The organism is Desulfosarcina sp. BuS5 (genome assembly GCF_028752835.1).
Taxonomy (GTDB): domain Bacteria; phylum Desulfobacterota; class Desulfobacteria; order Desulfobacterales; family BuS5; genus BuS5.
Genome location: NZ_CP087952.1, coordinates 2,472,593 through 2,487,290, shown reverse-complemented (window position 1 = coordinate 2,487,290; position 14,698 = coordinate 2,472,593). Strand labels below are relative to the sequence as shown.

At 40.1% G+C, this 14,698-nt stretch carries 13 protein-coding genes; 3 read left to right on the top strand and 10 right to left on the bottom strand.

The window, feature by feature from the left end; translation table 11 throughout:
• Nucleotides 1-21 precede the first annotated feature (21 nt).
• Complete coding sequence (locus BuS5_RS12240) at nt 22-1,245, bottom strand: ATP-binding protein (protein WP_051374666.1); 1,224 nt, start codon at nt 1,243-1,245, stop codon at nt 22-24.
• A 512-nt stretch (nt 1,246-1,757) separates the two neighbouring features.
• Here BuS5_RS12240 and BuS5_RS12235 point away from each other — a divergent pair.
• Complete coding sequence (locus BuS5_RS12235) at nt 1,758-1,940, top strand: hypothetical protein (protein ID WP_027353483.1); 183 nt, start codon at nt 1,758-1,760, stop codon at nt 1,938-1,940.
• A gap of 4 nt (nt 1,941-1,944) precedes the next feature.
• Entirely contained in the window at nt 1,945-2,367 is a 423-nt protein-coding gene (locus tag BuS5_RS12230; RefSeq protein WP_027353482.1) for a PIN domain-containing protein, read from the top strand.
• A gap of 277 nt (nt 2,368-2,644) precedes the next feature.
• On the opposite strand, the gene BuS5_RS12225 is transcribed toward BuS5_RS12230, so the two are convergent.
• The 9 genes from BuS5_RS12225 to BuS5_RS12185 all read right to left on the bottom strand — a co-directional run bounded on the left by BuS5_RS12225 (nt 2,645) and on the right by BuS5_RS12185 (nt 12,313).
• On the bottom strand, nt 2,645-3,004 hold the full coding sequence (locus BuS5_RS12225) for a HepT-like ribonuclease domain-containing protein (protein ID WP_027353481.1): 360 nt from the start codon (nt 3,002-3,004) through the stop codon (nt 2,645-2,647).
• A complete protein-coding gene (locus BuS5_RS12220) occupies nt 2,997-3,296 on the bottom strand; it encodes a nucleotidyltransferase family protein (protein ID WP_274427691.1) in 300 nt (99 codons plus the stop codon). The genes BuS5_RS12225 and BuS5_RS12220 overlap by 8 nt, the downstream gene beginning before the upstream one ends.
• Nucleotides 3,297-3,560: 264 nt before the next feature.
• Complete coding sequence (locus BuS5_RS12215; RefSeq protein ID WP_157487345.1) at nt 3,561-3,722, bottom strand: hypothetical protein; 162 nt, start codon at nt 3,720-3,722, stop codon at nt 3,561-3,563.
• Between the two features lie 64 nt (nt 3,723-3,786).
• Nucleotides 3,787-4,380 carry an RNA polymerase sigma factor gene (locus tag BuS5_RS12210; protein WP_051374665.1) on the bottom strand — a complete coding sequence of 198 codons (594 nt, stop codon included), beginning with the start codon at nt 4,378-4,380 and terminating at the stop codon, nt 3,787-3,789.
• An 82-nt stretch (nt 4,381-4,462) separates the two neighbouring features.
• Complete coding sequence (locus tag BuS5_RS12205; protein WP_274427690.1) at nt 4,463-8,566, bottom strand: DEAD/DEAH box helicase; 4,104 nt, start codon at nt 8,564-8,566, stop codon at nt 4,463-4,465.
• 164 nt (nt 8,567-8,730) lie between these two features.
• On the bottom strand, nt 8,731-9,486 hold the full coding sequence (locus BuS5_RS12200; protein WP_027353477.1) for a DUF6125 family protein: 756 nt from the start codon (nt 9,484-9,486) through the stop codon (nt 8,731-8,733).
• 241 nt (nt 9,487-9,727) lie between these two features.
• The gene (locus BuS5_RS12195; protein ID WP_051374664.1) at nt 9,728-10,561 is read right to left on the bottom strand and encodes a hypothetical protein; all 834 of its coding nucleotides are present in this window, start codon (nt 10,559-10,561) and stop codon (nt 9,728-9,730) included.
• A 534-nt stretch (nt 10,562-11,095) separates the two neighbouring features.
• Nucleotides 11,096-11,842 (bottom strand): Rossmann-like domain-containing protein, encoded by a 747-nt coding sequence (locus tag BuS5_RS12190; protein ID WP_027353476.1) that lies wholly within the window; start codon nt 11,840-11,842, stop codon nt 11,096-11,098.
• Nucleotides 11,843-11,845: 3 nt separating this feature from the next.
• Nucleotides 11,846-12,313, bottom strand: coding sequence for a GNAT family N-acetyltransferase (locus tag BuS5_RS12185; RefSeq protein WP_027353475.1), 468 nt, complete (start codon nt 12,311-12,313; stop codon nt 11,846-11,848).
• Nucleotides 12,314-12,779: 466 nt separating this feature from the next.
• Here BuS5_RS12185 and BuS5_RS12180 point away from each other — a divergent pair, with 466 nt between their 5' ends.
• Complete coding sequence (locus BuS5_RS12180; RefSeq protein WP_027353474.1) at nt 12,780-14,669, top strand: polysaccharide biosynthesis protein; 1,890 nt, start codon at nt 12,780-12,782, stop codon at nt 14,667-14,669.
• The last annotated feature ends 29 nt before the right edge of the window (nt 14,670-14,698 follow it).

Sequence of the window (14,698 nt, the reverse complement as noted above, 5' to 3'; positions counted from 1 at the left end):
GAGGGAGAGTATGATTTTGGCTCAAAGAGACGCAAACGGGATTCCGATTATTTTTTCGTCATACAGGCGCGGGCGTTCATCGTTGTTTATGACAATCCCGAATCTGCAATCTCTTTCTCTGACAAAATCCTTTAATCCCCTCAACTGCCTTGACGGCACTGTCTGGGCATATTTAATCTCAACCGGAATCAGACCGAAATCGCCTTCAAGTATCAGATCAACTTCGGCGCCGCCTCCGGTGCGATAATAATAATAATCAAACCCTGTCCCAAGGCAGTTGAGTCCGCGAATTATCTCTTCAATGACCATGCCTTCCCATGATTGCCCCATGCCGGGATGCGCCAGCAGGCTGTTTATATCAGGAATTTGCAACAGGTAATGCAACAGGCCACTATCACGCAGATATCCTTTGGGATGTTTTACAACCCGCTTTAATGCATTTTGAGTATAGGCAGGAATGGTTCTCCACAGAAAAGTTCCATGGGCAATTTCAAAGTAATCACGCGCTGTGGGCTGGGATACACCAAGTGAACGCGCTACGTTTGCATAGTTAACTATATTTCCGGAAATTCCGGCAAGAAACTGCGTAAACATGCGGAACCTGTTTTCATTAATCCCTGGAAAGAGTCTGGCAACATCACGATAGAGATAAGCGCCGACATATTGATTCATCCACAGGGAATAAAACCGCTGGTTGTTTTTTATCCATGGTTCCGGATATCCACCCCTGAACCAGAATTCATGAATATTTTTTATTTTTGCAACAGGTTCTAAATTTTCGATAATATCTTCTACAGAAGCACGCCGGGTTAAAAGCCGGTAAAATGCAGGCGAAATATTTTTGGTAGTTTCAGCAAAAGAAAATGGCGACATTTCAATTGTTCCGATACGACCGGCAAGACTTTCGGAAACCGATCTCACCAGTTTTGGGGAGCTGGAACCGGTGATCACATATCTGCCCGTCAATCGCCGATCTCTATCAATTGCCACACGCAGGGCCGGAAACAGTTCAGGAAGCATCTGCGCTTCATCAATAGCCACCTTTTCAGGATTTAAACGAAGAAAAAGATCAATATCCTGTGCGATAATCTGGAAATCACTCTGTTTTTCCAGGTCGAATATTTTCCATCCGCCGGGCAGGGATTCAAGAAACGTCGTTTTGCCGCATTGTCGCGGGCCGATAATTGCCGTGCATGAAAAAAATCCGAGGTATTCCTTTAACAGTTTTTCACAAGCTCGTTTCATACCTTGCAAAATAAAACGATGTGTTTGAAAATGCAAGCTTATTTTTTATGCAGGTAAATATTCGCCACTCTTCAAGCTTTTTCCTGATATATAGACCGTCACATAAATAATTTCACTGTGTTATCGGTCGGAGATATACGATTAACATTATTAACCCTGCCATTAAACAGGCTTACTCCGTCATGCCGGACCTGCCTGCAGCAGGCAGGCGGGAATGACAATTTTCAGGTATTTAATTGCCGGAGTAATATAGGCTTAAAAAATACTTTTCATCATAATTTTGTCTGGTTCCCATGCTCCAGCGCGGGAATGCATAAGTCAGGTATGTATTCCCACGGAGGACCGTGGGAACGAGGATGTGGCGGTAGAGCGTGGGAACGAGGTTTTTAACTGGAAACCTGAGTTATTTGACTATGTAAGGTCGTCCTTTTCTCTTGACAAACGAAATTCTTTTCACATACTATAAAAACCATACAATATGTATGGTTTTTATGTTTTAACTGGAGGGAAAAATGGCGCTTGTAAAAAAAACCATTGAATTAGATCAAAACCAGATTAATCGGATTAAGATAGCCCTCAAAGCCAAATCGGAAAAGGAAGCAATAAATGAGGTGCTTAAACGATTTGATACAGACTTGCAATTAGCAGAAGTGATATTAAAAAACGCGGGTAGTTTTGAATTTGATGAGGTATAGCTCCATGCAGGAAAAAGTAGTTTTTGATACCAATGTATATATCGGAATTTTTAATCACGGGATTTATCGTACTGAAATCAATGGATTTAACAAGATCATATATCTGGTTCATCCTGTGCTTCATGAGCTGTGGATAGGAGCCAAAGGTAAAAATGAAGTTAAGCATTTGATCAGATTCGGAGAAAGTTTTATCAAATTAGAGCGGCTTGTCAGTCCAACAGATTCTACGCAAATCCTGATTGGTAAAGTGTGCCAAAAACTCCGCCTTTCCGGCAAGCTTGACCCGTCCTGTCCCCGTATTTACAATGATGTTTCCATCGCTCTGCTTGCCAGGCAGATCGGCGCTATAGTTGTAACCAGGAATATTTCAGATTTCGTGAAGATCTCCAAGATCGTAGATTTTAGATTTCGTGACGTTATTGATTGATTTGCATCGGGCCTGGTTATAAGATCGCTCATTTAATTTTTATAATTGTAAGTGGCTGAATTTATAAAGTTTTTCACCTGAAAAAACGTGTAAAAAATTTGTCGCGGGAAGGGGGTAAGCCCTTTCCGTATGCGTTCCCACGCTCCAGCGTGAGAACGTATAAATTAAGTCTGCATTCCTACGGAGGACCGTGGGAACGAGGAAAATTTTTGGTGTTGAGATTGGAGGATTAGAAGGCGTATTACAGCACTGCGACGACCGATAGCACGGTCTATATTTACAAACTGGTTTGTGAAGTAATATAAAAACATAATCTTTGCATTTCCACCTTCAGCAAAGGCAGCTCCTGCTGAACAGCATCCCAAACAATTTGAGGATCAATACCAAAATACTCATGGATAATAAAATTGCGGAAGTCCTTAATCAAACGCCATTGTACAGTTGGAAACCGTGTTTTGATATCATCGGGCATATTGGCTACTGCTTCGCCAATCACAATAAATTCACGCAAGGTTGCTGAATAGGTTTTTCGATCGGACACAAAAAAATCGAATGTTATACCCTCTGTAAATTCATTTATAGCCTCAATAGAATCTTCTATATCTGATATGTAAAGCGAAACATCCCTTTTAAACATAATAAATATCTTTGGATATGGATTTTAGAACAATGGGCTTCAAGCTGTTTTCAGTTGCAAGGTCGATTTTCGAATGAAGGGAGTCCTGTAGAAAATGAAGCAGCCCGAAAAAACTGCGGAATTGATTACTACTCCGTAAGCTCACGATAATATCAATATCACTTGATTCATTTGCCCCATTGCGGGCATAGCTGCCTGCCAAACCAAGTTTTGTCACACCGAAACGGGTTTCGATTTCAGGTTTATTCTTTTTCAGAAAATCAAGGATTGCTTTCCGGTTCATGATTTCCATTTTCCCTATGATAATTTTGATGAGTCAATATATTTTAATATTGGTCTCTGCTATTCTATAAAATCAATTTTTTATAATAAAAATTATATCACAGCCGCTTGACAAAAAACAGGTATAATATTTAGAAATAGTCTGTTGATTTGTTGGGCTACCAACTTAAAGTGGGACATTTTCCGCTTTTTGGTGGATTCGCTTCGCTTAATCCACCCTACAAAGTTACGTTGGTAGCCAAATTTTTCAACCTTCAACCTGTAATCCCCCCCCTTACTCAAATTTTACCTTGATTCTTAAAAGAAGCGTCCCGCCTTCATGGGGAGGACCGCCGATAAGGGCGCTGCCGTTATCAATAAGCAAAAGGACTGTTTTAAAGGTTTCTTTTTTCTTTTCAAGAATTCTGACCGACAACCTGGCTTTGTAATCATCCAACTCCAGGAGTTTAACCTCAACCTGCCGGTAGGGAGATAATATCAGGCGGGTTTTATCGTTTACTTTAAGCGATATTTTGTTTTTTTATCAGCTTAATCTTTATATGATATATCCTGGTTCCCACGGTTTTTGGGTTGGTTTTGGTTGTTTCGGCAATTTCGGCATAGGTAAAACCTTCGCTCCAGAGTAAAATAGTTGTTTTATCTTCCGGCTTAAGTTCATCAACAGCCAGCATGACTTGTTTGTTTTTTTCCTTTTGCAATAAAAGGTCATGCGGGTCATAAGTTCTGTTTTTTTCGATATTTTTTTTATTTCTATTCTCATCCGGGTTATCCTGATCATTTAGGGAAAAATGGTCATCTGCCTTCCGGCTTTTCATGGCTCTGAGATGAGAGATGCAAAGATTGACCGTAATTCTTGCCAGCCATGTTTTAAAAGACGAATTATGCCTGAATGTTTCTATATTTTTAAAAACCTTTAAAAAAATTTCCTGGGTAAAATCTTCAGCCGTTTCAACATCTTTGAAATATTTCCATGCAAGGCTATAAACGAATTTTTTATACCTTTCGTAAATCAGGCGGCAGTGCCGGCGGTTTCCACCGGCGCATGATTTCACCAGATGTTTATCAGCCGGATGTTCATCAAATAGAAACGACAAAATGTTCCTTTGTTTATTATTGACGCAGGGTTAACATGTTTATTCAATTTTTTTTTCAGGCAGGGTATAGACTATATCAGAATTAATTCTCTTTGATGAGGCGCAGCAATTCATTGGCCGACATTTTTCCGCTTATATCCGCGCCGCCAAGCAGGCTGTCGGCCAGGTCACGTTTTTTTTGATGTAATGCAACGATTTTTTCTTCAATTGTATCTTTTACAACCAGCCGGTAGACTGTTACCGGTCTTTTTTGACCGATCCGGTGCGCGCGATCCGAGGCCTGATCTTCAACTGCCGGATTCCACCATGGATCCATATGAATCACGTAGTCGGCTGCGGTCAGGTTTAATCCAAGGCCGCCGGCTTTAAGGCTGATCAAAAAGATATCACTCTCTCCGGCCTGGAAAGCATCGACCCGTTTTTTACGTTCTTTCTGGGTGGTGCTCCCGTCAAAGTACTGGTAGCTGATACCTTTTTCCTTAACATATTCCCGGATAATTTTTAAATGATCAACAAACTGGCTGAAGATTAAAGCCTTGTGTTTGTTTAGGATTAATTCATCCAGCAGATTGCCGAATACGGTGAGTTTTGATGATGCAAGTGGAGTATCCGGCAAGACAAGGCTGGTGTTACAACATGCCCGGCGTAATTTCATGATCTCGGCAAAAATTTGGAGATGCTTTTGCCCGGGGGGTAGATCCTTGTTTTCCAGTTTTTCGATTGCCTGGCGCCGTAAGGCTTCATAAACTGCCATCTCTTCGACGCTTAATTCTACGTTTAAAAGAATATCCGTTCGCGGCGGCAGTTCTTCCAGAACCTGATTTTTGGTGCGCCGCAGCATAAATGGCTGAATTAGTTTTTTTAGCCGCCGCCTGGCGCTTCGGTCCTGATACTTTTCAATCGGAACGACAAAATTTTTGTTAAAATGTGACAAAGAACCCAAAAAGCCGGGGTTGATAAAACGAAACAGGTTCCACAGCTCGCCAAGATGATTTTCAATGGGAGTTCCGGTTGTGATAAGCTTGAATTCGCCTTTCAGATTCATGGCCGCCTGGGAGCGTTTAGTTGTAAAATTTTTAATGGCCTGGGCTTCGTCCAGAACAATGGTTTGAAACTTTATTTCGGAAATCATTTCCGCTATACTAGCCTGTTGTAATAAACCATAGCTTATAACCAGCAAATCAAAGGGTTGTAAAGTTTCAAGAATTTTTTTTCTGTTGCCGTTTACCAGTGAAACAAAATTTAGTGTCGGCGCAAAGCGTTCGGCTTCATTTTGCCAGTTCATGCAGACTGATACGGGCGCTACTATCAGTGTCGGGCCTTTGGCGGCTTTTTCCAGGATTATGGAAAGGGCTTCGATGGTTTTGCCGAGGCCCATGTCATCAGCCAGGCATGCGCCTACACCCCAATTGGAAAGGCGGGCAAGCCATTTAAAGCCTTCTGTTTGGTAATCGCGCAGTTCAGCCTTAAAAGTGGAAGGAAGCTTCGGCTCCAACAGACTGGCGGCAGTCATACGTTTTAAATGTGCTTTCCATTCTTTGTCGCCCCGAATGCTTCCAATATCTCCTGTTAAATCATCCAGGGAAAGAGCTGCCAGGGGATGAAAACGTAAATCTTTGCCGGATTTATTTGAATAGGCTTTCATTTCGTCCAGACGCTTTCGGAATATTTTGGTCAGCGCCAGAAACTGGCCGTCTTTAAGCTGAACAAACCGTCCTGTAGAACTTTCCAAAAGTTTAAAAATTTCCTGCATTGAAAGCACAAGGTCATTATCGAGTTTCAACTCACCGGATACGGAAAACCATTCCTGCTGCTTTTTAATCCTGATATGAAATTTGTTTATATCCGCCTGCTGCCTGATTTTGTAACTTTGCCCTTCGGGCCATTCAACGATTGCCGACTTATCCAGAGCCTGAAGTTCCAGCAAAGTTTCAAGGCAATCCTCCGGTTCATCAATATGCCATTCAGCTTCGCCTGCTTCGGATTCCTCGATCGCAAGTAGGGTAGGGCAGGCTGAAACAGCTTGATCTGCCAGTTTTTTTTCTTTTTCAAGATTACGTTTTGCTTGAAACTGTTGATCTCCGATTTTGGAGATAACGGTTTCACCGCCTTCTCCCGGCCGGAAATAAGGACCATCCGTTGAAAACGGACGTGTCAAAAGATTAAGTTTCAAGCCCTGCCCAAAAGGCAAAATATGAAAATGGGGCTTTGGATCGCCGGAAATTTTTTTTGCGTCACCAATGCTGCCATCTATCTCGGAATGAACGGTTATAAGGGAGGAAATACTTTTAACCGCATCAAGAACCTGCTTTTTTGCTGTGGCAGGAATTTTTATTCCTTTATTGAGAATTTTGGCCATCTGTTTGACTTCTTCACTGATTTCAATAACTTTTATTCGCGTCGGCGATTCCTTGACCAATTGAATTCTATTTTCTGTATCTAAAGCAGCGTAAAATGAAAGTTCAATTTTTCCTTTGGAAGCTTGGCTCACTATAAGTTCAGGTTCTCCTTTGACAATATCCAGTTGAACTGTTGGTGAATCTTCCCAAAAAAGCAACGGATGCCCCACAAGAGCAGTAAGCACCCTGGAACTGAAATAATAAAAAACCCTTGAATACCCCCGCCAGTTGGAGTCATATTCTTCTTTAATACAGGAACAAATCCTGATATCCTGGGGTGTAAAAAAATCAAAAGTTTCGATCTGATTGTGCAGGCGTTTCAGGGCAATCGGCCTCCCCTTGCTCCAAACGCCTTTAGCATTCCTGGTTTGTTCACGCGGATTGATATTCCAGTGATGATATTTTTCAGAAAATTCGACAAACCAGACCATGCGCGAAGTTTTATTGTTTGTATTGTTTGATGGCGACTGTTTAATATTTGTCAAAGCCCTTAGAACCTGTTTCCATTTTTCTTCAGGTTCAATAAGATCAACAATACTCTTAATTCCTGTTTTTTTACGAAACAGTGCGGCTTTTTCTTTGTAAAAGGTGTCGCTTTTTAAAAGCCGTGACAGCAACTCGGCAGATTCAGCCGCCAGCCACTCATAACCGTTTTTTTCAGATTTTTCATGAAAATCTTTGAGGAATTTTTTCGCCTTGCCGGCCTTCTTTTTGTCTATCCAGTAAAGGGAAAGGGTTTTTATAAAATCATTAAAAGTACTTATCGCGAATGGTGGTGTTGACCATGACAGGATAAATTCAGCAGAATCAGAATCGCCTTCATGTGCTTTCAGCAGATTTAATAAAAAACCATAGCCTTCCTGAAAAGGATTACGAACATCATCTCCTGCAATACTGCTATAGTTTTTTGCAGCTTGAAAATTCGTATTTGTAGCGCTTCGAATAAGAGCAAAAATAAAAAATATGCCAGGGATTGTTTTAAAGTAAATTTTCCGTTTTCTTGTTGTTTTTTTTAAAAGCTTTAAGGCAGCGTTATAATGAGAGATTGATTTTTCGTCTCTGCCGGAAAGAAAAGCTGAAAAACCTTTAAATGCTAAAGCCTCCAATCCTTCAAAATTGATAAGCAGTTGTTCCGCATCTGCTATCCTTCCTTGAAGTATCAACTGTTCTGCAATAACAAGCGCTGTGGGATATTTAAGCTCCTCCCTGATTGACCCAAAGCAATCCTGCAATAGCGGGAAAACATCCTTGTGAATCGGAAGAAGCTTATGCTCGGCATTTTCCAAAAGAACTTGGAGAACATCAACGAGCAGCTCATCAGGTAAATTTTCAGTAAACCAGTTTGCATCAAAAGAGCTTCCAAAAATGCTTACATAAGGATGCGGGTACAAGTCTAGATACCTGTTATGTTTAATATCATTCGAAAACAGATTTTTAACATAATCAATATCTTTACTATACAGGCCGATCCGGATTTCCCTGATGAACTGCCCATAATTTGCGGGATATAATCCTGTTCCCCAGTTTTCTCTTTGCGGAATAACTTCCTGTACAATTTTTGCGATTAGGCCAAAATACCCCGCCTGAAGGAGCATTCGAGAGACAGGCTCTCTAAGCATGTCAGTGCATCTCAAAGATTCATCCTGCTCGATAATACCGTCCAAAGTCATTTGCCTGATAAAAGCATCAAGGGCTTTAAGTGTAAAAAATTTGTCATCAGGACCACGAACCTTAAGTTTGCGCAGGCACTTTAATAAAGTAGATCTTGATGTTTCAGTGAATATCACGGAAAGGACATGGACGATTGCCTGGTGGGTGGGGGATAGCTCCGTATAAGATTTAATTAAGCTTTCATATTTCTTGTTATTGGAAGCTAAAGATAATTGTGCAGTAGATTTTTTGGTCATTTTTTTTATATGAGATTGTTTATAGTTCCAGCAAGTTTGTACAATTATTCATTATGTTCCGGAATGGTAAAACGCCAGGCGCAATACCATTCATCAGGATGTTTGTCGGGAGGGCAACCGATACATTCCGTATGAATTCTACGATCTATCGCTTCCGCAAAATATGTGTATTCAACCATGCCCCCCGATTTGCAAGGGTAATCAGTGAGACCTTTTCTTTTCCTGGCTAATTGAATACGGCATTTATTCATTTGAAAGATGAAGCTGCCCGGGCCTTCGTCAATAATTGATTGCAGATTGACACGGGAGTATATGCGAAACCCAAGCGCCTTTTTCAATCCTTCAAGTCCTGCATTTTCAGGCAAATCCAAAGATTGTTTGATGGCCCACGCTTCAAAGGGAGAAAAACGGCCCCAGCAGGAATCATTGCATCGTTTGGCATCATTCATTCCATAAGCAAATTCTACCGCTTGAAACCACACTCCATCGTTCGCGATCCAATTTTTGCCAATATCATCCGCCAGGGTTAGAAGTGATTTCTTGGGCAAATCCAGCAAAGCCTTTGGCACGCCGTCTTTCATCTCAAAACCTAATGCCGAACTAAGCCTTTTCATTTGGATGTCATAGCTTCGCTTTGAAGCCACACCCATAACGTCCAGGGCCTTCTTCATTCCCAATTGATGTTCAACCTCACAAAACCACAGGGTATGGTGAACCATGATGCGGTGAAACATATCAATGATAAACAGCGCCAGGTCCTTTTGGGAGAGATCATCAGGTCTTTCAATCTTTTCATCCATTTAACAACACTCCTTTTACTTGGTATAATAATACAAACTACTGTGATAGTCAAAAACGAGGTTTATCTCAATATATCGAACGTATACCAGGTGCTACTGAGAAATCAGCAATTCCTATAAGTGTTGATTACTATTTTTTGGATTGTTGCATGCCCTTTGAGGAATTGCCGCGCGGTAGCTTCGGCCGCAAAAGGGATGCGGGGCACCCGGGGGTATAAAAACCTGGGTTGCTTTTTAATATTTAAAGTCGTTCCCTTGTTTGCTCTTTGATATTGCCTTTTTTGTTATTCCAGGCAATACAGGTGCTTCCGTTTTTGCCTTCATCGCCATGTTCAAGCAGTAAAGGTAAAGTACTTTGTTTCTCATATTCCAACTTAAGGCGATACTTTTCGACTTCCATATGATTTTCCATAGTTTTTTTTGCCAGGTTATACCTTAGATAAACTACCCACATTATGAACCCGGCAAATGCTGCGGTCATTGATATAAATGCCCATTTATATTTTATTAATGTTTCAATACCCACTTTGCCGAGATATGTAATCAGGTTAGGTATTACCCAGTAGGAAAAAATAGCCAGAAACACAAGGAATCCTATTGTAAAAATATTTAGCCGGCTGATACTCTTTAATATCTTTTCAAATTGTGTATCATATTCAATATTAAGAGAATCATTTTTATCGATTTTATATTGTTCACCGTAAAATATTGATATATAAGCTTTTATGATAAAAGCAAACAACAAAATCACACATACGGGCACCCCCGCAGCAGCCACAAACCAGGCCCTGAACGGGAAAGGATATTCTTTGGTAACAAGTTTTACATTGTATTGTTCAAATGGGCCAAAGGTTTTTTCAAAATAATATTTATTAAAATCGCTTAAATTTTTGCCATCTGTTTCATGAATAACGGTACCATTGTTGTCGAGCACCTGGAGCCACGATTTACGCCCTGATTTCATTGCAGCTATAGCAAATATCTCAATCTCAATTAAAAACGTAATAATACCTATTATTGTTAACAGTGTTTTGTGCTCTCTGAGTACATCAAAAACATTTCTATTTGTTGACATCAAAATCCTGATTCAAACAATGTGTAAAATTCGTCGATATTTTATTAGTTAGTATCTGCTGAATTTCTATTGTACCATGTTTTCAGGTAGTTAGCCATGGTTACGTTCGACTCTTTGCGAGACATCAAAAACGGCCTTTTCATATATAGCGGCAACAGGGAAACTATGACAATTCCTTCTTGGGCAGCAATAATATGGAAATCCCTAACCAGCCTAAAATACTACGAATATAGAAATTCAGCAGATACTATATAATTTAACAAAATTATTACGGAAACATATTATAGCCTTGTTTGAAATTTGTTCAAGACGATCTGTTTTAAAATAGGACCCGCCCTTATAAGGGATAAAATGGGTCAAACAACACCTAACAGTTCGATAGTTGAGCAAAACCGACGAGCAAGCAAAAAAATTACGGCGAATACGCTTGATGGGGAACCTTAATCAGGCGACAGCAGCCTACTTTTCAACACCCTTTAGAAGTATTTTATATTTTTTAAAATTGGCGGTTATTTTCATGATAACCCCTTTTCCTTAAGAGGATTGAAAGCAGAGCCTTTCCAGGTTTAAAATTTTGGCAGCCCCGGCAACTGTTGTGCCGTAAAGATATAAAGGCTTTTGATACTTCTTGGCCAGGGCAATCAAATCAGACAGGCTGTCGTTTACTATTGTTGAGCCTGTAGCCAGAATAACATCAGAGATTTTAAAAAGCTCTCCCGCCATTTTTTTGCCATCCCGGATAAGCACCCCATATTTTTTTTTATTAATATTGTTTTTATCCAGATCTATTACCTTTACATTTTGGGGAGTCAGGCTTTTAGCAAAATTATCTATGATGGCCGGCTGGAATCCAACGATTCCGATTTTTATATCAGCGCCGTATTTATCAATAATTGTACCTGCTATTTCCCGGGCACATAATTCAGGTTCCTCATTTTTGCAGTGAATAGTCTTTTCGGCTGCACCAAGGTATCGCATTACAGCATTGAGGGTAGCAATAAAAAGAGCCCTGTCACTGTTATCCGTTAATTTTAATTCAAGTATTTTTTTGAGTTTTCCCTTAAAATTACTCGGAGCATCTGTAAATGCCTGCCCCAGGGCATTTTTAAAATCCGCCTGCATTAGAAACTCTTTGCCCTGTAGCAAAGGAAAATCCTTTCTTTCTGTCTCGCCTATAGCCTCTTCAGGTGTCAGGATCTTGGCTGTAATGTTGATCTCACTTTCCAAAAGATCATTTTTTTCAGATAAAGCAATTAACGCTGTTTTTAGTTTTGTATACATATTTTAATTCCTTTCCTGCTTTTTTCGCAGGCAGATCAACTGCGTTGCTGCCCATTTTTGTTTTTTATAAAAATCGAGGGCATTAATATTATTTCTGTCAGCAAGAAGCTGCATCCTTTTTGCTTTCTTTTTATACGCCCATTTTTCAATCGACAGCAACAGTCTTTTGCCTATACCCTGTCCTCGATATGATTTGGCAACAATCATATCCTCAATCAATGCAGATATTCCCCCTTCCGCTGTTGATACAAGGAGTTGAGCGCTGCACATCCCTATGATTTGATCCCCGGATTCAGCAATCATAATGCAGCGTTTTTCATTATCATCAAGCATCATTAAAAGGCCCTGACGCTGGGTAAACTCATTGAAGGTAAAATCATCTTCTATTGAAAACAGCTCTTCAAGAAGATGTGTCATTTGATTTATGTCGTAAGGCTCGGCTTCCCTGATTATATCGGATGCAAAGGACATTATATTCGGTTCTTTTTTTATAATTTTTTAATTATTATAATTAAACGCAAAAAATATGCCGCAATTTTATGTGCTGCTAAATTGTGATAACCTTTTGTTTTTATAGTTTATAATTATTACGGTTAAAATAATTGAAATAACATAAATGTATTAAATTGATAAAATATTACTAAAATGTATTTTTTTTGAAACATTTTACTGCGGTAAATAAAAGCGATTTTTTAACCGGCATAAGAATAAGATTTTACGGTATGCAGCATTAATCCCTTAAGAATTTAAACCAATTTGCGTTTCTTTCAGCTTTACGTTACAAGTATAAAGGTTATAAATTTTATTATATTATCAGAATATGTTGTGATAATGTTAGCTTTTTATTCTATATATGGTCAAAACTAATTAAGGTGATAAGCGGGAGCTGCTGATATTTTTCTTGTTTCATTCGACTAAAAATGGTGAATTCAATTTTATGAAACCAAAAATTCTATCTAAAAATTTTGTTATAGTATTCTGTCTGGATATCCTTATTCTGCTTTGTTCTGTTTATGCAGCTTATTTATTACGCTTTGATTTCAATATCCCGGATTATATGCTGGGAATGTTTTTAAAGATTTTACCTGTTCTCCTTTTAATCAAAATTACCTGTTTTTATTTTTTTGATCTATACCGCGGTATGTGGCGCTATACAAGTGTTGAGGATCTTTTAAATATCATAAAGGCAAGCACTATCAGCTCTCTTCTGATCATTACTTATATTCTGTTCAGCAACCGTTTCATCGGGGTCCCCCGTTCTGTTTTTATTGTTGATTTTGGGTTTACGGTTTTGCTGATTGCCGGGTTCCGGTTAAGTGTGCGCTTTTATTTTGAGCATTTTACAGGAGACAGTGTCAGGATGATTCTGTTTCGTTTTTCTAAAGGGCTTTTCACAACCGGCAGGACCGATACTGCAAATCTTCTGATTATAGGGGCCGGAGACGGCGGTGAAAAAATCTATCGCGAGATACGCGATAATTCTAAACTTTTATATAATGTTGTAGGATTCCTTGATGATAACCCTGTCAAGCTGGGGAAAAAAATTCATGGCATACCAGTATTGGGCAGTATCAAGGATATAGGCTTTGTGATGAAAAAGTCCGGCGCTGATGAGGCTCTTATTGCCATACCTTCCGCCGGCGCTGAAAAGATGCGCAAGATTGTTGAAATCTGCAAGGCGAGCGGGATTATATTTAAAACTGTTCCGGGAATTGGTGAGCTCCTTAGCGGCCAGGTATCGATCAGCGCTATTCGGGAAGTCTCTTATCAGGATCTTCTCAGTCGTGATGTTATAAGGCTCGATAAGGATAAAATCGGAGACTATCTTGAGGGTGAGAGCGTCCTGATTACTGGAGCGGGTGGTTCAATCGGTTCCGAGCTCTGCCGGCAGGTTTGCAAGTTTAATCCTTCAAGCGTAATTCTTTATGAAAGAGCCGAGAGCCCTTTATACGAAATTGAGCTGGAGTTGAAAAAACGTTTTAAAAGTGTAGCGGTGGTGCCCATGTTGGCTGATATCCGGGACACAAAACAGCTCGATTATATTTTTAAACAATATCAACCCCAAACGGTTTTTCACGCGGCCGCGTACAAACATGTCCCCATGCTGGAACTGCACCCCTGGAAAGCGGTTGAAAATAATATTGCCGGTACTTTGAATCTGGTTGAGGTTGTAAGAAAATTTAATATAAAGCAGTTTGTTTTTGTTTCTACGGACAAGGCTGTCCGTCCTGCAAATGTAATGGGGGCCTCAAAACGTGTTTCCGAGATGATTGTGCAAAGCCGGAATGAAGATGAAAGTTGTAAAACCAGACTTATCAGCGTGCGCTTCGGTAATGTGCTGGGCAGCGTGGGGAGTGTTATTCCCTTGTTTCAGAGTCAGATTAAAGAGGGGGGGCCTGTTACTGTTACCGATCCTGATGTAACCAGATATTTTATGACAATTCCGGAAGCTTGTCAGCTTATTCTCCAGGCCGGCGCCATGGGCAAGGGCGGCGAGATGTATCTTTTTGATATGGGACAGCCTGTTAAAATTGCTGATATGGCAGAGGATTTGATTCGTCTTTCCGGATTTGAGCCCGGCCGGGATATAAAAATAGAATACACAGGTTTGAGACCTGGTGAAAAGTTGTTTGAAGAGTTGATAACCGATGGAGAGAAGATTCTTCCTTCTTGTCATGAGAAGATTTTAGTGTTAAATGGAACCGATAAAGATCAGAATTTACTAAACGGTCATGTAAATGAATTGATCCTGCTGGCCGGAAGCTATGATGCGGCAAGGATCAAGGCTAAACTCAAGGAAATTGTTTTGGATTATAAACCGGGTTAAGGTTTATCCCTTTAAAGGAGGTATATCTG